This window comes from Nostoc foliaceum FACHB-393 (assembly GCF_014698505.1).
Taxonomy (GTDB): Bacteria; Cyanobacteriota; Cyanobacteriia; order Cyanobacteriales; family Nostocaceae; genus Nostoc; species Nostoc foliaceum_A.
Genome location: NZ_JACJTD010000002.1, coordinates 373,554 through 396,368, shown reverse-complemented (window position 1 = coordinate 396,368; position 22,815 = coordinate 373,554). Strand labels below are relative to the sequence as shown.

The following is a 22,815-nucleotide window of genomic DNA, read 5'->3' as shown; positions in this document are numbered from 1 at the left end:
AATTATGTCTTTTGGTGATGTAAAAGTGCCCTATATTGGTATATACATTCAGTCTTAAAACCCATTCTTTTTACAGTTGCAATATATTAAAATCCCCTATAGTCCTGATTAAAAGAGGGCTACAGGGGATTATATAAAAGCATTGAAAATCTATCTAAATGTATAGATGGAAGTTTAAAATTTGCTGAAGGCAACTATTAAACCCCGCAGTATCAAACAGTGGTTGTCTGGAGAATGGGGGACTTCACCTGACGTTGACTCGTCACAACCATCTCAATGGGACGATCTGGGCCTGTCACCAAACCACGGCGTTTAGGTCGCACTTCACGATTGTCAACTAGTTCTAATTCAAGGCTGGAAAGGATTTCGGCAAGTGCTAGCTTCATTTCCAACTGGGCAAATGCTAGACCAATACAACGTCTTGCACCACCGCCAAAGGGCAAATATTCATAAGGGGAAAATTGCCGTTCTAAAAAGCGTTCTGGCTTAAACTGCTTAGGTTCTGGATAAATATCTTCCCGTTGGTGGGTCAAATAAATGGAACCAAGTAAGACTGTACCCGGTTCTAGTTCGTAGCCGCCTAGCGATATTGGTGTTCTTACTTTTCTGGGAAAAGTTAGTATACCTACTGGGTAAATCCGCAATGTCTCGGAACAGACAGCGTTGAGATAAGGTAATTTGAAAACGGTGCTGGGATCTAGGTTACCGCCCAAGCTATCTAATTCTTGGAGAAGCTTTTGGCGCACTGATGGTATTTTGTGAATCCAGTATAATGCCCATGCTAAGGCTGTGGCTGTGGTTTCATGACCAGCGACTAACAGAGTCATCAATTCATCGCGCAACTCTTCATCAGTCATGGGTTGGCCTGCTTCATCCCTAGCAGCCATGAGTAAGCTAAGAATATCTGTGCGTGATGAATCTGGTTGTTCTCGACGTTCCCGAATTTCCTCGTAGATGAGTTCGTCAGCTTTTTGCTGCCGGTGCATCTGCTTTCCCCAGAAGTTAATCGGGCCAAAATCTCTTTGCAAAGCGGGAAAATAAAGCAAAGCCACAAGTAACCGAGAACTAGCCTTTTCTAAAAGATCGCCCAAAAATTTCTGTAGTTTTTCGGCGCGGGGCCCTTCATGTAGCCCAAATACAGCTTGCATAATCACCCGCAGAGTAATAGCTTGGGTTGCAGACCGAATATTAAAGGGTTTACCTATCTGGTATTGGCTAATGACTTGCTTGGTGACATCGGTAATCACCTGACTATAGTTCCGCATTCTTTCGCCGTGAAAGGGAGGCATTAACAACTGCCGTTGGCGCTGGTGTTCTGCGCCACTGATGGTAATCACAGAATGCTTCCCCAGCAAAAATTTAAACACATCATTCAAATCACCAGGCGCTTCTAATTCCTTGGTATCGTTTGTTAAAATCTGCTGTTGCGCTTGGGGACTGCTGACAATCACCAAAGGAGGAGAATTTCTCTCTAACCTGATAGTAAAAGTCTCCCCATAGCTTTTGGCGCAATCTTCCATGAATGACATCGGATTAGCAATCCAACGCACCATCTGTAAAAGGACTGGGATTTGTGGGCCATTTGGTAATTTCATAATTTTTTTTGCTACTTAAATATTTTTTTGCTACTTAAACTAATTGAAATTTTGGTTGCGTGACCATTTAAAGTACTTATTCTAACGTTGTAAAAAAGCAATAAACTGTTACAACCTCGAAGATGTAAAATTTTTGTTAAATTCAACAAGCATCTACAGTTTCACTAATCGTCAAAAGGTACTCAGCATGACTGCAATTTCCCCAAAGGCATCTTCAGCGCTTCCCAATTTTTCTGAAGGAATTCAATATTTTGGTGAAGCTTTACCAGATTTTGAAACTTATGGTGCAACACCTGCTATAGAGTCAGGCAAAGTAGCGATCGCATCTCCCACAGAACCAAATGCTGTATATCAAACTTTACTGGCTGCTGATGCTTTACGCTACCTAACTTTGCAAGTTACTGCTAGTAAAGCTTCTGGGCATCCCGGCGGATTCGCCAGCCAAGCGGAAGCTTACGCATCTCTTGTCATGCTGGGATACAAGAATATTATTACCGAAGTGGGACACCACGCCCCCGGATTTTATAGTGCCATGTTCTTGGATCGATCGCTAGAGGACATGGGAATTTTTACAGTCCAAGAATTGCGCGATCGCTTTCGAGAAAAGCACGGATTATTAGGACACCTTTCTGGTTTCATCCCTGGTATTCTCGCACCGGCGGGGCCTTTGGGACAAGGACAACACTTTGCAATGGCGGCTGCACTGTTACACAAAGATAAGTTGTTCCCCTTTACAGTTGGTGATGGTGGATTGGGTGAGCCTTATATTGTAAGTGCGATCGCTCACTTCCATACAGCTTATCCTGCTGTCACCAACTTCTTACCAGTGTTGGTGTGGAACGGTTACAGCCAAGAACATCACAGCATGGTTTCTTTGAAAACCAACGAACAGATGCAAGCATATTGGCAAGGTAACGGTTTTGATGAAGTTGTGTTAGTGGATGCCAAGGATTTCGACGATCAAAACCAACCAGGGGATTATGTTGATAGTACCGCCTTTTCCTTTGAGAAACGCCTAGCATTTACTCAGGCAGTACTTTCCGGTGTAGATAAAGCAGCGCGATCGGCATTAGGTGGTAAACTTACCGTCTTCATTATTAAACAACTCAAAGGTGCAGGAGTCCACGCGCGGGGTTCAAAATCTCACAACCTTTATCCCAAAGATACGCTAGATGCGCCGCATATTGTTAGTGCATTGCAAACCCGTGCTTTATCTGCGGAAGCTTGGCAATTAGTCAGAACAAATGCCGAACGCGCCGGTGGTGGCCCAGCAGCAAAAACTGTGGTGACAGAATTTGAATTCCCATTGCCAGAATTAGGCGAATTACCTTTAGAAGAATATGCAGTTGGTGGCGAACCAAAAGTTTCCACAACCGCAATGGGACGATTGGTAGGAATTGTTGGAAAAAAAGATCAAAATTTCCTCGTCACCAACGCTGATGGTAATGAAGCATCTGGAATTGCCAACATCAACCAAGCATTAAAGATTATTCACCCCACAATCGACGACTTATATAATCAAGCACCAAATGGACAAGTTTATGAACCATTGAGTGAAGATGCTTGTGCGGGTTTAGCTGCCGGTTTAGCATTAATGGGTGCGAGAACTTTGTGGTGTTCTTACGAATCTTTTGCCATCAACGGATTACCAATTTGGCAAACTGTAACCCAAGCAATGGCAGAATTACGCCGTCAAACTCCCTCGACTATTACTTTATTCACAGCAGGTGCGTTAGAACAAGGGCGCAACGGTTGGACTCACCAACGTCCTGAAATTGAAGCTTACTTTGCTTCGTTGATGCGAAATGGAAATGTTTTCCCATTATTTCCGCCTGATGCTAATAGTATTCAAGCCTGTTATGACTGGGCGTTGAAAACTAAGAATAAGGGAATTGTGATTACAGCTAGTAAGTCGCCATTGCCAATTCGCACAACTTTAGAACAAACTCGTCAAGGGTTGCGCGATGGTGCGGTGCTATTGCATGAAGTCGCTGGTGATAAACAAGTTGTATTTGCTGTGATTGGTGATATGACATTAATGCCAGTGTTTGAAGCTGCTGCTTTCTTGGAAACTGAAGGTATTGGTGCGAAGATTGTTTCTGTGATCAATCCTCGGCAATTATACCGTAGTCATGATACCGCATGGGATACCTGTTCCCAACCCGAAGGCGGTTTCTTAGATGATGCGAAATTTGCCGAATTATTTGATGGTGATGCGTTAATTGCGGTGACTGGTGGTGCTGCGGGGATGCTAGAACCAATTTTGTTACGGAGTACAGCCAAGCGCGACACCTTTGCTTGGAAACGTGGGGAAACTACAGCCAGTGCTGGCGAGTTGATGGCATTTAATGGATTGACTGCTGAAGCGTTAACAAAACGTGCGATCGCGTTAGTGCATTAAGGCTAAATGTAGCGCTCCTGCCTAAGTTTATCTTAGGTAGGGGTTGTTAAGAACATTATTTCATACTAGGTGGTATAGATACTATTAAGCTGCTGAATTGATCATGTTTATTACGAAAAATTAAGGCATCCTGACTTAGCCAACCTGTTAACTTTTTCGCACGATCATAATTTGCAATTAAATCAGAAAAAGACATTTTTTTAGTACAAAAAATGGGTTCATGATGAAAGGTACGGTTACGTAGCTCGCGTATTCCATGCAAATCGTTTCTGATAGAGGTAATATTTTTACCTAGTCCATAATATTTTTATCAATGCTCATTTTCTCTAGGCTCTAGCATCAACTAATACATCTTAAAATTTTAAATATTATTTGGCTGTATGCCATTCTAAATTAGAATATCAGCCGCGATCGCGCAATTTCTCTTCTAACAATAGGACGTACTTGTATGCTATGGAGTGAAACAATTGCCACAGTTTCCCCATCTAATGTGACAAATTCAACTTCATATCCTTTGCAACCCTGATGCACTAAAACAACTGTACCTATATCACCCTCTTCTAAACTATATTCTGGTATATCACTAGTCAAAATAACCCGATCAAGTTCTTGAATCATCGCTATCAATCTTGCAGCCTCAGCCAACTATAATATATTTAAGATTTTACACAAATAAGGATTGAACCATGACTAACACTCAAAAGATGGTTCGCTTAAATTTAGATTTGTCACCTGAACTAAATCAGATACTAGACGAACTAGCAAATAAAATAGGCACGAGTAAAAGTGATGTTCTGCGTCAGGCTATAACCTTGATGCAAATCATGGTTACAGCTAAAGAGGAAACCAAAAAATTAGGAGTCCCAGAAGCAGATCAATTGATAGTGAATGAAATCACTCTCTCATCTGAACAGCAGCCAAAACCCAATGCATCAGAAGGTTTTTTGGAAACCTTTGGAAGCTGGGAAGACACACGCACCGCAGAAGAAATTGTTGATGAAATATATTCAAGTGCGTTTAAACAGCATGACAGATAGAACAGATTTATCAAAAATAATTGCCCACAAAGGCGACAATCCACTAATTACTTCACCTGAAAATTTGCAGTCACAAGAAGATGTAGAACTTGAGCGAAAGCTGAGAGAACTTAAGTTTAAACAAGAACTAAGAAAAGATTGGATTTTATTTATTGTCAGGGATGTAGTAATTTTTCCCGCCGCAATCATTTTTATTTTTGCTGTCAGTGGTTATTCCCTATTTCTTCATATTCATGGGTAACTTATCTGATGACATATAGCAATTCTATCTGATCGGTGAAAAGCGCAAGGCTTAGATCCCCGACTTCTTTAAGAAGTCGGGGATCTTGTGCATTATCAGTAAATCTGCGTAACTAATTTTACAGACGACGAAGCCAACTTGCTACAAGTAGACTCATCTTTATATCCACACAAATTTTGCTGGATATAAAGTAAGTAGCTAATGGAAATAATCTAAAAATATGGGGCTTTTAATATTTTCTGTTGCTTTAGTCGCCATTGTTGCTGTAATTATCATTAATAGCTACAACGATTTAGTCAAGTATCGCAACCGTTACAAAAATGCTTACTCTCAAATCGATGTTCAATTACAGCGCCGCTATGACTTAATTCCCAATTTGGTGGAAACTGCCAAAGGGTATATGAAACATGAGCGAGAAACTCTAGAAGCAGTTATTGCTGCCCGGAATTCTGCAATTAATGCTAGCAGTAGTGCGGCACAAAATCCCGGCGATCCACAAGCGATGCAACAGTTGGGTAATGCTGAAGGAGCGCTGACAGGTGCGTTAAGCCGGTTGATGGTACTTTCAGAATCTTATCCAGAATTGAAAGCCGATCGCAGCATGACTCAGGTAATGGAAGAATTATCTTCGACTGAAAACCGGATTGCTTTTGCCCGTCAGGCTTTTAATGACGCGGTGACACTTTACAACACCAAGAGCGAATCTTTCCCCAGCAACCTTGTGGCCAATACTTTTAACTTTACTGTTGCAGAATTGCTGGCCGAAGCTACTCCAGAAATAAGAAATGCCCCACGCGTGTCTTTTTAGGTGTCTATGAATTTCTTTGAACATCAGGATCGGGCACGCCAAAATACGCAACAATTAATTGGGTTATTTTCCCTGTCGATCGCAGTCATGATTATGGCGATTTATATTGCCACTTTATTTCTGTTAGGCATGGCTCCCCGTGTTTGGTGGCATCCAGGGATATTTCTCTATGTGGCTGGGATTACAATAGTTGCGATCGCAGTGGGAAGCCTCTATAAAATTGCCTGTCTCCGTCAAGGAGGAAGCATAATTGCCCAAGAGTTAGGAGGAAGACTCTTACTCCCAGATACAGCCGATGAACAAGGGCGACAATTATTAAATATTGTCGAGGAAATGGTGATCGCTTCTGGTATTTCCGTCCCAGAAGTTTATCTCCTGGAGAGAGAAACCGGGATTAATGCCTTTGCTGCCGGATTTACGCCCAATGATGCTGTAATTGGAGTTACCCGTGGAACTTTGGAACACCTGAGCCGGGATGAACTACAAGGAGTCATCGGCCACGAATTCAGTCATATTCTCAATGGAGATATGCGGCTAAATTTGCGTTTAGTGGGACTACTCCACGGGATTTTGTTCATTTACTTAACTGGAGAATTGCTCTGGCGCATTCGCGGTAGCTTCCGTTTAGGAAAGGAAGACAAGGGTTTACCTATCTGGGCTTTTGGCTTGGCACTAATGGCAATTGGCGGTATCGGATTACTTTGCGGACGCTTGATTAAAGCCGCAGTCTCTCGCCAACGTGAATTTCTCGCCGATGCGTCAGCAGTACAATTTACTCGCAATCCTAACGGACTTACCGGAGTCTTCCAAAAACTCCAACAGATGGATTCACGTTTGATTGCGCCGGGTGCAGAAGCCGCCAGTCACATGTTTTTTGGTAATGCTCTCAACCCCTCTTTCTGGGAAGATATGTTTTCTACCCACCCACCGCTAGCAGAACGTATTCGCCGTGTTGGGGGTTTGAACGTTAGCCATTTGCCAGCAATGCCATCTCGCAATCAGACGCGTTCCCCTTCGCAGGAATCCCTAACAATGGGCTTTGCTGGTAGTTCTAACGCCATGCCAGAAAAAAAGGTTGTAAACCAAGTTGGAAGTGTCACACCAGAGCATTTTGCCCATGCTCAAGCGCTGTTATCGCAGTTACCAGAATCCCTGCGCTTGGGTGCGCGGGAGCAGGAAAGTGCAATGGCGATCGCTTTTGCGCTAGCGTTAGATACGGAAAATCTCCAGATCCAAGAACGTCAAATTGCTTGGTTACGCGAGGTGCAGCCTGCTGAGTTGGTAGACAAAACCTTGGAATTGAGCAGTGAAATTAGCCAGTTAGATCCCAGCATTCGCTTGCCACTTGTAGATTTGGCAGTACCCGTATTGCGCCAAAATTCTGCCAAAGAATGTCAAAGGCTTTGCAAATGCGTCCACGGTTTAACTGTAGCCACCGGAAGTTTGTCACTGTGGCATTTTGTGTTGCAGTTAATACTTTGGCATCGGCTCCAACCGAGTATAAATCCCACGTTGGTTACAACGGTAGAATTCACCTCCATCGAACAGATTTGGCCAGATAGCCTATTAGTACTGTCCGTAATCGCCCGTGTTGGAAACTCTCAACCAGATGCATCCACCGAAGACATCGCCTATGCTTTTCGTTCTGGAGTTTTTCGACTTCCCAAAGCCGGAGAGCAAGAAAAACCAGAAATACCACTAAGCTGTAATTTCACTGAACTCAAGAAAAGTATTGAGCGTCTGCGCCTTGCCAGTCCTAAACTCAAGCAAGCTATTGTTGATGCCTGCGCCCACACAGTACTTTTAGATAACAAAGTTACACAGTCAGAAGCAGATTTACTCAGAGCGATCGCTATGACGCTAGACTGTCCCATCCCTCCATTTTTAAATCCTCAGCGTAGCATTTCCAAACAGAAACAATCTTCTCCAAAGCGAAGTTAATGTAACAAGTGAGACGCGATTATTGATAAATAAACTAGTAATGTCCGTTTTTGCGGACTTTTCCATTATTCTTTCTTATAGTTGTAAATAGCTGTTTATCAGGACAATAACCTATTGCATTTTCACTACATTTACAAGCAATCGATTTATTTTCGTTTTGATTACTCTTATACTATAAATAGTTATCTTGGGAAAATAGTATAATATTGTACAAAAAAATATTTAGTTCACTAGAAGTATTAACTTGCCTGAAAAACTTTAGACAAAATGCCCGCATTCCAGAAATTTGATTGCTATATTAGATTAAATAACTATTCTGGCAAGGATTGAAAAGCTGTGCGGGATGATTTACAGGGCTTGGAAATTAGTCAGAATGAACTGCAAAAGCTGACTAATTTACCTGTCAATGATCAACTTTTAATCATCACTAATCCTCTCAAAAAATTAGCAAATCTATACATTAATAAAGTTAAAAGTTCGGAAGGGGCAACTGTAATTTTTATTGGGTTTGCTACATTTGTTTTTGGCTATCTTATATTTGATATTTTTCTAAAAATATTTGTATCATGGATAGCAATTCCATCCTGGTTAGCATTAATTATCTTAGGTCTTTGGATTGGCGGTCTTACGCAAACTATTTTATATTTAATATGGAAAAATAGAAGTAAAATTGTCAAAAATAACATGACAACTTCTCTGCAAATCTTGTTAAGTGATGTTGAAAGATATAATACTGTTATTAGAGCAATAGATATCAATGACCAAATAGAAGAAGCCGGCAATCCAGAAGTGCTTATAAAGCAAAGAGAGAGTGTTATCGAAGCGCTTAACCTCACCAAAGCTGATTTAATTCGCGCTTTGAAGACAGAAAGGATTTTGAGAGAAAATAAGAGCTTTATCCTTAGTAATACAGAACTATTCGTCAACAATTTAGCAACTTTAACAGCCATGCAAGTAAACGAACAGGCTACTGAGCATGGAAGGTTACTCAATGAAGCATTACAGATTGCATTAGATGTACAACACGAAATGAAAAGATTACAGACTCAGGGTTAAAACCAATACTCAGGGCAACGTGCGTAAAAGAAGTAAGTTGGAGAAAGCGTAGATGCTCCCGATAAGTCCATAGACGCTGCTGGATGGAGACATCCTCAATGGCTTTTTCTATAATCCTTCCCACGGTTGCGATCCCCGGTCTAACATAAAGAATATCAAGAAAGCGATCGCTTATCGGCATGGACTGGAAAGAAGTCAGAGGCAACTGGGTAATCATTCCCCGAAATCCCATAGGTATCATCCATTTTTTAGGAGGTGCATTTGTCGCAACTGCACCGCACATCACTTATCGCTGGTTACTCGAACAACTGGCAAGTAAAGGTTATGTTGTAATTGCTACGCCTTTCGTTAATACACTGGATCATACTGCGATCGCAAAATCTGTGCTGTTAAACTTTGACCGCACCATCGAACGCCTACACGATTCTGGGGCATTACGCAAGCTTTACTACCCCATCTACGGCGTTGGACACAGTATGGGTTGTAAACTTCACTTGCTGATTGGTAGCCTTTTTAAAGTTGAACGTGCAGGCAATATTTTAATATCTTTCAACAACTACGCCGCTAAAGAAGCTATCCCCTTAGTAGAACAGTTCAATTCTACTTTTGCGATCGAGTTTACCCCTTCACCATTGGAAACCAACAAGCTTGTCCAAGAGCGCTACAATATCCGGCGCAATTTATTAATAAAATTTAGCAATGACACCATTGATCAATCAGCAGCTTTAACCAAAATTTTACAAGAACGCTTTGATGACATGGTGACAACACAAACGTTACCAGGAACTCATACAACACCTTTAGGTCAAGATATTAAATGGCAAACTGGAACATCTTTCACCCCCTTTGATGCCTTAGGGCAATGGTTCAAGCAAGAAGCATACCGCGATTTAAACCAACTAAAAAATACCATCCTTTTGTGGGTAAATCCTCTTGCACCACCATAATATTTTATGACGTTAAAAAGTCATGAATTCGACTGGAAAATAGAATAAGTTAGTAGTCTCCTTATAGAGATACTACTAACTTATTAGCCCATATGATATTTTTATTCTCTATTTTTACAGCAAATTATTAATTAGTGTTTACTGCAATTTTATATGTTTCAAATACTAATAATTGATGATGATTATTCAATAAAAATACTCCTGAAAAGGATGTTGGAAAAACAGGGTTATGAGGTAGTTACTGCCAGTAGTGGCGAGGAAGGAATAGAAAAAGCACTGGCTTGCCGTCCAGCACTAATTATTTGTGATTGGATCATGCCAGGGTTGACTGGACTAGAAGTTTGCCATCGCATTAAGACAGACCCCAAATTTTCTACCACATTCTTTATTTTATTAACATCTTTAGATTCCGTTGCCGATTGTGTCAAAGGTCTAGATGCTGGTGCTGATGATTTTATCTCCAAACCTATCGAGCACAATGAATTACAAGCACGGGTAAGAGCGGGTTTACGCCTGCATCAGTTAAGTAGAGATTTGCAGGCTCAAAAGTTGCTTTTAGAATCAGAAATGTCAGAAGCCGCAGAATATGTGCGATCGCTGCTGCCTTTTTCTATGACTGAACCTTTCAATATAAATTTCCGATTCATTCCCTCACGGCAACTCGGCGGTGACTGTTTCGATTACTATTGGCTCGATGATGATTATCTGGCAATTTACTTACTCGATACTGCCGGACATGGACTCAAAGCTACTCTTCCCTCTGTTTCAGTACTGAATCTGCTGCGTTCACGTGCACTCAAAAGCCTAAATTATTATCAACCTAGTGATGTATTGAAGGCTTTGAATGATACCTTCCAGATGAATTATCAAAATGATAAATACTTTACAATTTGGTACGGAGTTTACAACCGAATCAACCACCAGTTAATTTACTCTAGTGCAGGTCATCCACCAGCCGTTTTAGTAACCGGCACATCTCCAAGGAAGTCTGAAGTCAAACTCTTGAAAACACCCGGTATGCCTGTTGGGATGTTTCCAGAGGCAAAATATGTTGATGGTTTTTGCAATATTGAAAAATTCAGCACCCTTTACATTTTTAGTGACGGCGCTTATGAAATCACTAAATCAGATGGCACGCTTTGGAGTTTAGATGCTTTTATTCAGCTACTAGTTAGCTTACAACATCCTGTTGATTGCCAACTTGATCGCGTACTGAGTTATTTAATTGCTCTGAACTCCAAAGATGCTTTTGATGATGATTTATCTATTTTGCAAATTAACTTTGATGAATTAAGTTTTGGAGACTAAAACCTGATTAAATGCCTCTTGGCTGGGAAATATTTCAAATACTTTATCCATATTAGTGAGTTCAAATAATATCCTAACTTGCTCATTAATTGAGCAGAGAACAAGTTTTGTATCCGCCGCTCGCAAGGTTTTAAAAGCTAATACTAAAGCTCCCAACCCTGAACTATCCATAAACGTTACATCTTGAAAATCAACTAACACAATTTTTGCACCAGTTAATAAAATTTCAGTAATATTTTGTCGAAATTCTTGTGAAGTTGTGGCGTTTAAATTACCATTGAGCTTAATAACTTTTACTTGTTCTCTCATAATTATGTCACGCTGATTTGTGTAAATGATGGTCTGATTTCGCTATTATATACCCATGATATAACATTTAAAAATGCTGGCAACATAAAATCTAAGATTGAAGATTGAGTACTTATTAATAATTGCTCCGGTTAGATAAACATTAATTGTAAATATTTCACTCTGCTTTTTTGTAATGAAAAAAACATTATTAACTGAATTAAATATAGTTTTCTTACTAGGAAAGACAAATTATAAATAAACAAGGCAAGTAAGTCGGCACGGTAAAAAACATGTATATTTAGTTTTGTAAAAAGGTTGGCATGACCGATTTATAAGCTGTTGGTTGATTTGGTGTTTCATCATATAGTTTAATTTTTTAATGCTGCTTACCTACATCAATGAGATGTAAGAATATACTGATATACAATCTGAACTTATTGCTTTTCAGATTATTGATTAAATATTTTTGCAAAACTAAGATTTTCCAATAGACCTCATGATCATAGCCATCATTAAAAGAGTTATGGATTTGTAATTTCTCACTCCTGATTCCTAACTCTCTTAAACAGGACTCACCTTGGCTCTGTAAAGCAGTTTCTCACCTTGAAGGTAACCAGTGTAGCGCACTTTGACTGTTTCTCCAGGTTGTGCAGTTCCCTCCATCAATTGGTGCAGGTGGGGATCATAAGGTAACTCTGCTCCTACAGGTGCGATCGCTTCCACTCCCCACGCCTGTAAAAGCTTTTCTAGAGGTTTCTGCACCAACGGGACTATTTTGACTGCTGCTAACTGGGGATTCTCCTGCGCTTTCTGTGCTGCTGTTGGCCATTGTAATAATAAAGACTCCAGCAGTTGCAAACTTGACTGCTGGAGTTCTTGTAGTAATATCTCTCGCTGCTGTTCTATTTGTTGCTGCGATCGCTGGTACTCTTTTCTTAAATCTACAATTTCTTCTAATAATTCCTGAGTCGGTGCTGCTTTCTCTGGTAACAACTCTATGGTTGAAAAATTTGCGATTAATTCATTCAATGGCATCTGTAGCACTGGCGACAGCTTGAGCAGCACATCTATCCGCATTTGCTCTAGCTTTCCTTGGCGTAAACGCAAAAGTTGACGCTCTGAGACACCAGCAGCGCGACTCAGCGCTTTAAAACTAGAAATACCCACCTGTTGCATTAAATCTTGCAACTTTTGGGTGAAATTAATATTGGCCATTAGTCATTAGTCATTAGACATTGGGAATGGGGAATGAGGCATTTTTATCTTCCTAGTCCCTAGTCCCCATTCCCTATTCCTATTCTTCCAGCAAACTTCTCAACATCCAAGCTGTCTTTTCGTGTACTTGCATCCTCTGAGTCAATAAATCGGCAGTAGGTTCGTCGTTAACTTCCTCTATCACGGGGAAAATAGACCTTGCAGTTCGGACTACGGCTTCTTGTCCTTCCACTAGCAAACCGATCATTTCCACAGCTTTCGGAACTCCAGGAGTTTCTGGAATCGAACTCAGTTTGGCATATTCGCTGTAGGTTCCTGGCGCAGGATAGCCAAGCGCTCTAATTCTCTCGGCTATTAAATCAACTGCTAAGGCTAATTCTGTATACTGGGTCTCAAACATCAAATGCAATGTCTGAAACATCGGCCCTGTTACATTCCAATGAAAGTTATGAGTTTTCAGATAAAGTGTATAAGTGTCAGCCAACAGGCGAGATAACCCCTCGGCAATTTTAGCCCTACTCACCTCGTCAATGCCGATATTTACATTTTTGACTGTTGCTTTCGATGACATAATTTTCTCCTAATTAGGTTATATGTAATTGGGGGTTGAGAATTGGGTATAGGGCATTGGGCATTGGGCATTGGGAAAAGACAAGGAAGAGGGGGGAGACAAGGAAGAAACTTGTTCAATAATTCTCCCTTGTCCCCCTTGTCCCCCTTGTCCCCCTCATCTCCCCATTCCCATTCTCTATGCCAAGTGCATCTTTAAAACACTGCGGGGTGCTTTACGGACTCTGGCTAAAACGGTTTCTTTGCCTAAACGCTGGCAAGCCTCATACCGATGGCAACCAGAAAAGCCATAATATTGTCCATCTACTTCTAGGACATCAATAGGTTCTTGCTGCCCAATCTCCGCAATTGATTCCATTAAGGCTTGTACTTTATTTGGATCGTTTGCACGGGGCAATGGCCGTTTTATTTGATTTAATGGAATTTCTTGGACTCTAACCATAAGGAGTTTATCCAACTAGTTCTGTTTTGTGCCTCTAAATAAATCATAGTCATTATGACTTCGTTTTGCAACTTATATTTGGGGCAAAATTGGTAATGGTATCATTGGAGCACTCATGCGACAAAAAAACCGCGCTACAAAGCAATTGGACAATCAGCTCCAACACCGCATTAAGGGGCAGAATAAGGTAGCCATGAAATTTTCGCTTTGGCGTTTTTCCCACACTGTGCTGGCCACATTTTGTCTATTGGGGCTGACTGCTGCATCAGGGCCTGAGAGTAACATCCAGGATATGGAACTGAAAATTGGGATTGTGCAGCGATTTGGCTCACAACCGACAGCCAAGCTGCAACTAGAACCCACAAAAGGCGATCGCTTAAAGCTAAAATTTAAAGCGGGTAACAAGCAGCAAACCCTAATTACCAAGAACCCTGTAAAGCTGGAAACAGTCATGCAGGCTTTACCCCAGCCAGCAGTCGATGAAGTGATAGTTTTGGGCACGTACCGCACCTTTGAAACTGCGGAAGACAGTGCTAACAAATGGCGTTCTCAGGGAATGGAAGTGGAAATAGCCCAGCCAGAACGTTGGCAGGTTTGGGCAAAACGAGATATTTACAACACTCCTTTACTGCGGCGCTTGCTATTGCAAAACATCCAAGCTAATACTAAAGAAAAAGTATATCTTGATACTAGAGTTTTGAAACAAGTGCCACGAGTTAGTTGGGTAGTGGATGGTAACCGCTATAGCCCGAATGATTTGGAAATCAGTACTGATAAAAACTTGATTCGGGTAAATAAAAGCGAAAAACCAGAGAACGCTCGTCTTTACGCTGGGCGACTAAATTTGCAGCCAAACGCTTATGGCACATACACTCTCGTTAACCAAGTACCTTTAGAAACTTATTTGCGTGGGGTTGTCCCTTACGAAATAGGTATAAATGCACCAACAGCAGCGCTGGAGGCCCAAGCAATTCTTGCGCGGACTTATGCTTTAAGAAATTTACGCAGGTTTGCCGCAGATGACTATCAGTTGTGTGCTGATACTCACTGCCAAGTTTATTATGGGCTGAATGGAGCAGCTGCTAAAACAGACCAAGCGATCGCTTCCACCAGAGGTAAGGTAGTAACTTATAAAAACGAACTAGTAGATGCTCTATATTCTTCCACCACAGGTGGCGTTACCGCCTCCTTCAGCGATGTCTGGAATGGCGATGATCGTCCCTATCTGCGCCCTGTACTGGATGCTGCGACTAATTTTTGGAACTTGTCTAAGCAGAGTTTAGCAGATGAAAAGAACTTCCAAAAATTTATTAATACCCAACAAGGATTTAATGAAAGCCAGTGGAATATGTTTCGTTGGCACAAGGAAACCCCTTTAGAGGATATTACCAAGGACTTGCAGAAATTTTTGCAGGTGAAAAATAGTCCCCATGCCAAATTTAAGACAATTCAGGCTATGGCAGTAGTGAAGCGAAGCAAGAGTGGACGCATCCTTGAACTCGCGGTTAAAACTGACAACAGTACCTTTATTCTCCACAAAGACGAAGTTCGCAGTGCCTTTGCTGCTCCTACGAGTACGCTTTTTTACATAGAACCTCTGAACAAAGGCAAACCAGAACTGTGGGGATACGCTTTTATTGGTGGTGGATTGGGACATGGAGTCGGCTTGAGTCAAACTGGCGCTCAAAATTTAGCTAAATTAGGTTGGTCGAGTCCAAAAATTCTCCAATTCTACTATCCTGGTACTCAGATTCAAATTCTCAGCAAAGAGACTAAGCTTTAAGCGAGTCGGTATTCAACTTGCATCTATCTTTAGATAGGAATCTGGAGTAAACAAAAGGTAAATGGGAGGCAGCGCGGTTTTCTCCCTACTGAAAAATTAAGCAGGAACACAAAATTTACTGTGTTCCTGCTTAAAACAAAATTAGGCTTTTTGTCAAAGTCGCTTTAAGAAGTACACGCGGCATTGGGAGGGTTTTTACCCTAGATGCGGTGTTTTTATTTTTTCAACATCAGTAACTCTTGCAAGAGGTTTATTGTTGAGGTTCTTAGCTCTTAATAGAGTTCTTCTTCTTTGTGAGTTTCGATTGTCACGTCAGAGGTTGGGTAAGCCACACAGGTTAGTACATATCCAGCTTCTATTTGATCATCATCTAGGAATGACTGGTCACCCTGATCAACGGTACCCTTAACGAGTTTACCTGCACAAGTCGAGCAAGCACCAGCGCGGCAAGAGTAGGGCAAGTCAAGACCAGCTTCTTCGGCAGCATCTAGAATATAGGTATCGTCCTCAACCTCAAGTGTTTGGTTCAGCCCTTCGGCCTCGTTGATTAGTGTCACTTTATAAGTTGGCATTGAGTAATCCTCTCTTTTGCAAACGGCAGTATAAGTTATCTTAAGGCAAAGGTCACGGCTGTTCTGTGGGATTAGCCGCTGGTTTAAATTTGCTTCAATTCTGATACTACGAGAAAAATTAAACGATGTAACTGGAAATTGAAGCCGATTAGTAATGAAATTTAGTTGCTTAATCCCGATAAGTTTTATTTATGTATTTACTGCCACAGTCAGGTTGTGATTAGAAAAAATTATCTTATAAACGAGAAAAAATGAGTGAAATTAATGTCACTTGTATTTTATAGGTCTTACGCAGGAGAGATTTCCCAACTCCCTTAAAAAGCAGGGCTGTTTCATTTCCTAGAAGGCCTTGATTTACAAGTGCTATAGCAAAAAATTAGGTGATTAAAAAATCTGATTAGACAATTATCATAGTGATGCCTTTAGCAAGGCTTCTCTACGAGACGCACTCGCGTTCGGCAACGCACTAAAATTTACTGAATTGAATCGGTAATTTTTTTCCCAATTTCCTAAAATTTTTCGCTCATTGTCTTGACAAAGTCCCTATTTTATGAAGGAACAACCTTGCCCTCAAAAAAGGGGCTTTTCTTTTGAAGTCTCCCTTTTGAGCATACGTACTTCTGCATAGGTTCAAATAAATTCTTATCCATCCTTGAGGGGGTAGAACGAATGTTGTAGAGTCTAGACTGGTGAAGTCATTGGATTCTCGATGAACAGAGAATCTCACCGTTAGAAGCGTGAGAAGCTCGAAAATAGAACTAGTGAGGATCATGTATAATTCAGAAGCAGCTTTGGAAAAAGCAAGAGTGCGTGTAGGTTTGATCGGTACTGGGTATGCGGCAAAGTTTCGGGCTGAGGCATTGCTCAATAATGAGCGATTGCGATCGCAGTTAATCGCAGTTGTTGGGCATACCGCAGAAAAAACAGAAAACTTTGCCAAAGAGTACCAGATTGAAACGTTGAGTTCTTGGCAAGAGCTAGTAAAGCGTGAAGATATAGACCTAGTGGTGATCTCTACTATTAATCGAGATCATGGTGCGATCGCTCGTGCAGCACTTACCAACGGCAAACATGTGATTGTAGAGTATCCTCTTTCGTTGGATGTAGTCGAAGCAGAAGAACTGATTGCCTTAGCCAAAGCACAACAAAAACTCCTGCACGTTGAACACCTGGAACTTTTGGGTGGTTTACATCAAGCCTTGAAGAAAAACTTAGCCAAAATTGGTGAAGTGTTTTATGTTCGCTACAGCACCATCAATCCTCAGAATCCTGCGCCCCGCAAATGGACTTATAACCACGAGTTGTTCGGTTTTCCCTTAATTGGTGCGCTGTCTCGCCTACATCGTCTCACCGATTTATTTGGTAAAGTATTTACTGTTAACTGTCACCAGCGATATTGGGAAATAGAACCGGAATATTACCAAAGCTGTTTCTGCACTAGTGAAGTATCGTTTAATAGTGGACTTTTAGCTCAAGTAGTCTACGGCAAAGGTGAAAGTATTTGGCAATCAGAACGCAAGTTTGAAGTTCACGGGGAAAAAGGTGGTTTAATTTTTGATGGTGACACAGGAATTTTCATCCAGCCAGGGGAAACAACACCCATAGAAGTTGGCCCTCGCCGGGGTTTATTCGCCAAAGACACGAGTATGGTGTTAGACCATCTTTTTAATGGCACTCCTTTGTACGTTACCCCAGAAGAGAGCTTGTATACCCTAAAAGTTGCTGATGCTGCACAAAGGGCTGCACAGACAGGGTTAACTATGTTTATGAAAGATATCTAAATAAAAATTAATGAAAACCGAACTAATTGTTATTTTATCCCAACGAGAATTAGACAAAATGCGTCAAGCTGGGCGTTTAGCAGCTAAACTTCTCCAGCATTTGGAACCGTTTGTGAAGCCAGGGGTTAGCACTCTTGAACTAAATGATGAAGCCGAACGTTGGACGCAAGCACATGGAGCAAAAAGCGCACCTCTTGGCTATAAGGGCTATCCTAAATCGATTTGCACCAGTGTAAATGAGGTAATTTGTCACGGCATTCCCAATGCCAAGCAAATTCTCAAGGATGGTGACATTATTAATATTGATGTAACGCCGATTGTTGAAGGTTACCACGGCGATACATCTAAGACATTCTTTGTGGGTACTCCTTCGCCAAAAACGAGAAAGCTGGTAGAGGTGACAGAGGAGTGTTTGCGCTTAGGTATTGCTGAAGTTAAACCTGGGGCACGGATTGGCGACATTGGTGCAGCGATTCAAGAGTATGCTGAAGCACAAGGCTTTTCTGTAGTGCGAGATTTCGTTGGACACGGCATCAGTAATATTTTCCATACTGCGCCGGATGTTCCCCACTATGGTACACGCGGTAAGGGCAAGCGCCTCAGACCAGGGATGGTTTTTACTATTGAGCCAATGATTAATGAAGGTACTTACGAAGTCGAGGTTCTCAGCGATAAGTGGACTGCTGTAACGCGCGATCGCAAGCTTTCTGCTCAATGTGAGCATACCTTAGCTGTAACTGAAGATGGCGTTGAAATTCTCACCCTACCTGAAGGCGAGAATTACTGGAACCTAGATAAAACAGGTAGTTAGAATAATTAAGAGCAGCAATACCTGCTCTAGTTATGAACCTGGAAGGATAAATCTCGATGGTTTCAGCCACTCATAATACAGGTACTCTTAGCTATGAGGCATTCGTTGCTGGCTATCTGGATGATGTCCGCTACGAGTTAATCGACGGAGAACTAATCGACTTGGAACCCACTGGACTTCATGAACAGGTAGCTGGGTTAATTAATCGTAAGCTCAACGTAGCAATTGATCTACTCAATTTGCCTTGGTTTATTCCCATGAAATGTCTGATTAAACCATTAGGTCAAAATTCAGCCTTTAGACCCGATGTTGTGATTCTTGATCAGACGAGTTTGGCGAATGAGCCATTATGGAGAACTGAACCAGTGATTACACTAGGCAAATCTGTAAAATTGGTCGTGGAGGTTGTTAGTACCAATTGGCAGAATGACTATGCCCGGAAAGTGGAAGACTACGAAGCTTTAGGTATTGGGGAGTATTGGATCGCAGATTATCTAGGGCTAGGAGGCAAACGCTACATCGGCTTATCCAAGCAACCTGTGATTACAATTTATCAATTAGTCGATGGAACTTATCAAGGACAACAATTTAGGGGAACAGAACGCCTCATCTCCCAAACATTTCCAGACCTGAATTTGACCGCAGAACAGATATTTTTTGCGGGTCGGTAGAGTTAGAGATTAGGGAACACGTAGCACTCTCTGGAGAGAAGCATAGCTGAGTGCTGAGTAAAAAACCAGTTGTTTCAAGACTTTGAGCAATCAAGACTGTCCTAATCTGTGTGACTACGGCTATATTTAAACTGTGTTTTACTCCTGAATTCTGAATTCTGAATTCTGTTGTAACTATCTTCCCAACTTATTAGGAATACCTTCACAACCACCAGGAATAGTACCTCTAGTTTTTTCGCCACCCCAAGTGCAACAGTAGTTACGTGTAGACTCAGACATCCGTTGCACATTGCTGAAATCGGCATTTTCCACCACAGCACCAGTTTGTTCGCCGGTTTCATAATCTGGTGGTTCAGTGCGACTGCGGGGTGATGCTTTATCTACTACGCCATAGAATAGGCGAATCCCGTTGATATCAGCACCATTGAGATTAGCACCGTATAAAATTGTGCGGGAGAGGTTGGCTTTTACTAAATCACAACCGGACAGGTTAGCGCGGACAAGATTAGCTTCGCTGAGGTCAGTCCAACGTAAATCAGTACCAGAAAGGTCTGCTGCGGCTAGCATTACGCCTAAATCAATGACACGCACACCTTCGAGGCGGTCTTCTGCATATCCGCCAGTACCATCAAGAATGGCTCGACCTAATAGGCGATCGCGTTTTAGGGGTGAGAGCAACTTGGAACGTGAGAGAAAGCGGAGAATTTTAGCTTTACCACTGCCATCGACACTACTTAAAATTGCCGCAGTGCGTCCTTCAGCGATCGCTCTTTCTTGGGGCCAATCTTCTAATAATCCTTCTTCATCTAATACTAAGTCTGAAACACCTTGGAAATAGGAATCAATTGTCTGCTGCTGGGTGATAATATTTTGCTGAACTGTTAGCAGGTTTTGCTGAATTGTCAAGTCTTTGGAAATGACATATTGTCGCCACGCCACGTAAACGGCGATGATGGCGATGAGAATTTGCCCCAAAGCACCAAACCATTCTGCTAGGCTACCAGCAGTTTCCCAGTTAATCTGGCGTCCTAAAAGTAGCAAGCGATCGCCTACACCTGTGAACCTGATCAAGCCGATGATCGCTACTATTAGTCCCAAAAATGCAACAAACAGGGTGCGTTCTTGGGGTGAAAACCACTCGTCTAAAACTTCTTGCAACCAAGGCAATAATATCGCTAGGGATAACAGCAAAGTCATCAGCGTTCCGATAATGCCGATGATCCAGTTATTGAGAATAACTCCAATAAAAGTGATGGCGATCGCTATAAAAGTAATCAGCAATGCCCTTGGCTTAACTATGAATTGCTTGGCAGTGGGTTGCTGAAAGTCAGAACGGGCTTGTTTGAGAGCAGTTGTATGTTGCGGAGATTGCAAAGATGTGATCGCTGCGAGGGCTTGTTGTGTCGCTAGTGCTTCTGAAGTGAGGTTATTCTCAGTTGCACTACTGTCAAAGTCATCCGGTTGCAAGTCAGTTTCGGGAATTGGTTCTGGGGTTGGTAGATTAGAGGAATTGGATTCAATCGTCATGTTTTCTATTTTGCCCCCTCAATCCAGGTTATGCAGCGTTCCTACCGCAGTAAATTGTTAAAAAACAGGCTAAAGATTATCCTGCTTGTCTTTCTGGCAACTACCACTATTGCCCTGACAGTCATTGCTAGACCAGTTGCTCACCTGACTTTAACAGCCTGGAGCGATCGCGATGACCGTCAACTCCTGCCTGCTGGCACGGTCGATGATGCCAGTCACCTGAATCAGACACAGGTGACAATTAGGCAGGTTAAAAGTCAGCCTGGAGTTGCTGAGGTGCTACTACAGTCTGTACTTAGAGATGCCTTACGTCAAGGTAAAAAGGTAGCTATATGGGGGCAATACCCTGTGGGTTCGCCTTTGGCGTTCTCCTAGAGTAGCCACTTCTCTGCGAGACGCTCTCGCGTTTGCGTTGCGTCTACATGAATTGCCCTTACAACATGGGTCTATTTGCTATCAAATGATAAAAATATATATTGTGGGGTGGGCATCTCGCCCGCCCTGATTAATTAAGCGTGCAAGATATCCACCCCACAAAATTGAGTAATTTATAAGTTCCAGTCCTTTGCACTCACCTAAGGTGCAAGAGCATTGCCCCGAATTAGGCTACCAATGGTTTTGGCAGTAATCTTCAATTGAGTAATGGGATTAGCTGGGACAACCGTCTTATACAGATAGCTATCGAATGTTAGCCGCTGCACATCGAGGTCATCACACATTTCCACAAAAGCCTCGCGGGTAGCATCGGAACGATAGAACACGGTTTGCAGAATGTCCAACACCTTGTAGGTGAGTCCGTATCTTTTATCCCAACGCTTCAGGTAAACCTTGAGGTCGCCTTCTGTAGGAATACGGCTACCACTGTTAGATGTTTCTACAATGGTTTCAGCACACATCCGTCCAGATTTAGCGGCAAAATAAATACCTTCGCCAGAAGACTTGGTAACGTAACCAGCAGCATCTCCCACCAAAGCGATGCGACCGACAACACGACGGGGACGGGGATGTTCAGGAATGGGGTGGGCTTCGACTTTGATGATTTTACCGCCTGCTAGCTTCTCGGAAGCACGGGCGCGGATACCAGCTTGTAACTGTTTGATGCTGGCTTTATTGATGTGCATCGTACCAGTACCGACAGCTACGTGGTCATATTTGGGGAAAACCCAAGCGTAGAAATCGGTAGAAACGTCATCACCGACATACATTTCGGCGAGGTCGTTGTAGTAGGCCATTTTGTCTTCGGGTAAGCGAATTCGCTCTTGGAAAGCGATCGCATAATTGTAATCCCCAGCGTCCATTTCTTTGGCAACGCGGGAATTAGCCCCATCTGCCCCAATAATTAGATCCACCTTCAGGGTTTTAGCAATCCCCTGTGATATACCGTCTGTATGGTCAATGTAATGGATGGTATAGGGATCAGTATTGTTTCCTGGTATATCAAGTTTATGAACAGTGGCATTAATTAAATTTGCGCCTAGTTTTGCCGCGCGATCGCGCAAAAAGCCGTCTAGCACTTCCCGGCGGCACATTCCTATATATTCATCTTCATTTATCAGATTGATATCAACCTCGCGATTGGAAGGCGAAATCATTTTCATCTTCCGTACTCGGCGATCGATAATCTCTGGTGGTAAGTCAAATTCACTCACCATACATAGGGGAATTGCACCCCCACAAGGCTTTGCATTGTCTAGCTTCCGCTCAAACAGGTAGGTTTCAATCCCAGAGGCTGCCAGTGTTTCAGCGGCAGATGAACCAGCAGGGCCTGACCCAATAACAGCAACCCGTAGTGTCAAAGGTCTTTCTCCCAATCTTCAC

The 22,815-nt window shown here is 42.1% G+C and carries 22 protein-coding genes; 13 read left to right on the top strand and 9 right to left on the bottom strand.

Annotated elements, in window-relative coordinates:
• Positions 1–212 precede the first annotated feature (212 nt).
• Positions 213–1,595, bottom strand: a complete 1,383-nt coding sequence (locus H6G92_RS03345) for a cytochrome P450 (protein WP_190890711.1) — start codon at positions 1,593–1,595, stop codon at positions 213–215.
• A gap of 187 nt (positions 1,596–1,782) precedes the next feature.
• Here H6G92_RS03345 and H6G92_RS03340 point away from each other — a divergent pair, with 187 nt between their 5' ends.
• Positions 1,783–3,996 carry a phosphoketolase family protein gene (locus H6G92_RS03340; RefSeq protein ID WP_190890709.1) on the top strand — a complete coding sequence of 738 codons (2,214 nt, stop codon included), beginning with the start codon at positions 1,783–1,785 and terminating at the stop codon, positions 3,994–3,996.
• 393 nt (positions 3,997–4,389) lie between these two features.
• Here H6G92_RS03340 and H6G92_RS03335 read toward each other — a convergent pair whose 3' ends face one another.
• Positions 4,390–4,614, bottom strand: a complete 225-nt coding sequence (locus H6G92_RS03335) for a DUF4926 domain-containing protein (RefSeq protein WP_190890707.1) — start codon at positions 4,612–4,614, stop codon at positions 4,390–4,392.
• Between the two features lie 68 nt (positions 4,615–4,682).
• Between H6G92_RS03335 and H6G92_RS03330 the strand changes: the two genes are divergently transcribed.
• The 7 genes from H6G92_RS03330 (at position 4,683) to H6G92_RS03300 (ending at position 11,334) form a co-directional block, all read left to right on the top strand.
• Positions 4,683–5,033: a ribbon-helix-helix domain-containing protein gene (locus tag H6G92_RS03330; RefSeq protein ID WP_190890705.1), complete on the top strand. Its 351-nt coding sequence runs from the start codon at positions 4,683–4,685 to the stop codon at positions 5,031–5,033.
• Positions 5,023–5,274, top strand: a complete 252-nt coding sequence (locus H6G92_RS03325) for a hypothetical protein (protein ID WP_190890703.1) — start codon at positions 5,023–5,025, stop codon at positions 5,272–5,274. Before H6G92_RS03330 ends, H6G92_RS03325 begins: the two co-directional genes overlap by 11 nt.
• Positions 5,275–5,494: 220 nt before the next feature.
• Positions 5,495–6,082, top strand: a complete 588-nt coding sequence (locus H6G92_RS03320) for a LemA family protein (protein WP_190890700.1) — start codon at positions 5,495–5,497, stop codon at positions 6,080–6,082.
• A gap of 6 nt (positions 6,083–6,088) precedes the next feature.
• A complete protein-coding gene (locus H6G92_RS03315; RefSeq protein WP_190890698.1) occupies positions 6,089–8,023 on the top strand; it encodes a M48 family metallopeptidase in 1,935 nt (644 codons plus the stop codon).
• 336 nt (positions 8,024–8,359) lie between these two features.
• Entirely contained in the window at positions 8,360–9,079 is a 720-nt protein-coding gene (locus H6G92_RS03310) for a hypothetical protein (protein WP_190890696.1), read from the top strand.
• Between the two features lie 179 nt (positions 9,080–9,258).
• Complete coding sequence (locus H6G92_RS03305) at positions 9,259–10,026, top strand: DUF1350 family protein (protein WP_190890694.1); 768 nt, start codon at positions 9,259–9,261, stop codon at positions 10,024–10,026.
• Positions 10,027–10,179: 153 nt separating this feature from the next.
• Positions 10,180–11,334 carry a SpoIIE family protein phosphatase gene (locus H6G92_RS03300; RefSeq protein ID WP_190890691.1) on the top strand — a complete coding sequence of 385 codons (1,155 nt, stop codon included), beginning with the start codon at positions 10,180–10,182 and terminating at the stop codon, positions 11,332–11,334.
• On the opposite strand, the gene H6G92_RS03295 is transcribed toward H6G92_RS03300, so the two are convergent.
• From H6G92_RS03295 to H6G92_RS03280, 4 genes are all read right to left on the bottom strand, one after another.
• Complete coding sequence (locus tag H6G92_RS03295) at positions 11,317–11,643, bottom strand: STAS domain-containing protein (protein WP_190890689.1); 327 nt, start codon at positions 11,641–11,643, stop codon at positions 11,317–11,319. The genes H6G92_RS03300 and H6G92_RS03295 overlap by 18 nt on opposite strands.
• Before the next feature lie 543 nt (positions 11,644–12,186).
• Positions 12,187–12,840 (bottom strand): nucleotide exchange factor GrpE, encoded by a 654-nt coding sequence (gene grpE / locus H6G92_RS03290; protein WP_190890687.1) that lies wholly within the window; start codon positions 12,838–12,840, stop codon positions 12,187–12,189.
• Positions 12,841–12,919: 79 nt separating this feature from the next.
• Entirely contained in the window at positions 12,920–13,411 is a 492-nt protein-coding gene (locus H6G92_RS03285; protein ID WP_190890685.1) for a Dps family protein, read from the bottom strand.
• 177 nt (positions 13,412–13,588) lie between these two features.
• Entirely contained in the window at positions 13,589–13,852 is a 264-nt protein-coding gene (locus H6G92_RS03280) for a ParB N-terminal domain-containing protein (RefSeq protein ID WP_012410090.1), read from the bottom strand.
• Positions 13,853–13,967: 115 nt separating this feature from the next.
• On the opposite strand from H6G92_RS03280, the gene H6G92_RS03275 reads away from it, so the two are divergent.
• Positions 13,968–15,635, top strand: a complete 1,668-nt coding sequence (locus H6G92_RS03275; RefSeq protein ID WP_190890682.1) for a SpoIID/LytB domain-containing protein — start codon at positions 13,968–13,970, stop codon at positions 15,633–15,635.
• Positions 15,636–15,907: 272 nt separating this feature from the next.
• Here the strand turns inward: H6G92_RS03275 and H6G92_RS03270 are convergent, their stop codons facing one another.
• A complete protein-coding gene (locus tag H6G92_RS03270) occupies positions 15,908–16,207 on the bottom strand; it encodes a ferredoxin (RefSeq protein ID WP_190890680.1) in 300 nt (99 codons plus the stop codon).
• 770 nt (positions 16,208–16,977) lie between these two features.
• Between H6G92_RS03270 and H6G92_RS03265 the strand changes: the two genes are divergently transcribed.
• The 3 genes from H6G92_RS03265 to H6G92_RS03255 are packed head-to-tail and all read left to right on the top strand — an operon-like array spanning position 16,978 to position 19,470.
• Entirely contained in the window at positions 16,978–17,988 is a 1,011-nt protein-coding gene (locus H6G92_RS03265; RefSeq protein ID WP_190890678.1) for a Gfo/Idh/MocA family protein, read from the top strand.
• Between the two features lie 10 nt (positions 17,989–17,998).
• Positions 17,999–18,799: a type I methionyl aminopeptidase gene (map, locus tag H6G92_RS03260; protein WP_190890675.1), complete on the top strand. Its 801-nt coding sequence runs from the start codon at positions 17,999–18,001 to the stop codon at positions 18,797–18,799.
• Positions 18,800–18,855: 56 nt separating this feature from the next.
• Positions 18,856–19,470, top strand: coding sequence for a Uma2 family endonuclease (locus H6G92_RS03255; protein WP_190890673.1), 615 nt, complete (start codon positions 18,856–18,858; stop codon positions 19,468–19,470).
• A gap of 174 nt (positions 19,471–19,644) precedes the next feature.
• On the opposite strand, the gene H6G92_RS03250 is transcribed toward H6G92_RS03255, so the two are convergent.
• The gene (locus H6G92_RS03250; protein ID WP_190890671.1) at positions 19,645–20,997 is read right to left on the bottom strand and encodes a pentapeptide repeat-containing protein; all 1,353 of its coding nucleotides are present in this window, start codon (positions 20,995–20,997) and stop codon (positions 19,645–19,647) included.
• Between the two features lie 30 nt (positions 20,998–21,027).
• On the opposite strand from H6G92_RS03250, the gene H6G92_RS03245 reads away from it, so the two are divergent.
• The gene (locus H6G92_RS03245; protein ID WP_190890668.1) at positions 21,028–21,372 is read left to right on the top strand and encodes a hypothetical protein; all 345 of its coding nucleotides are present in this window, start codon (positions 21,028–21,030) and stop codon (positions 21,370–21,372) included.
• 200 nt (positions 21,373–21,572) lie between these two features.
• On the opposite strand, the gene chlP is transcribed toward H6G92_RS03245, so the two are convergent.
• Entirely contained in the window at positions 21,573–22,793 is a 1,221-nt protein-coding gene (gene chlP, locus H6G92_RS03240; protein WP_190890665.1) for a geranylgeranyl reductase, read from the bottom strand.
• Positions 22,794–22,815: the final 22 nt, after the last annotated feature.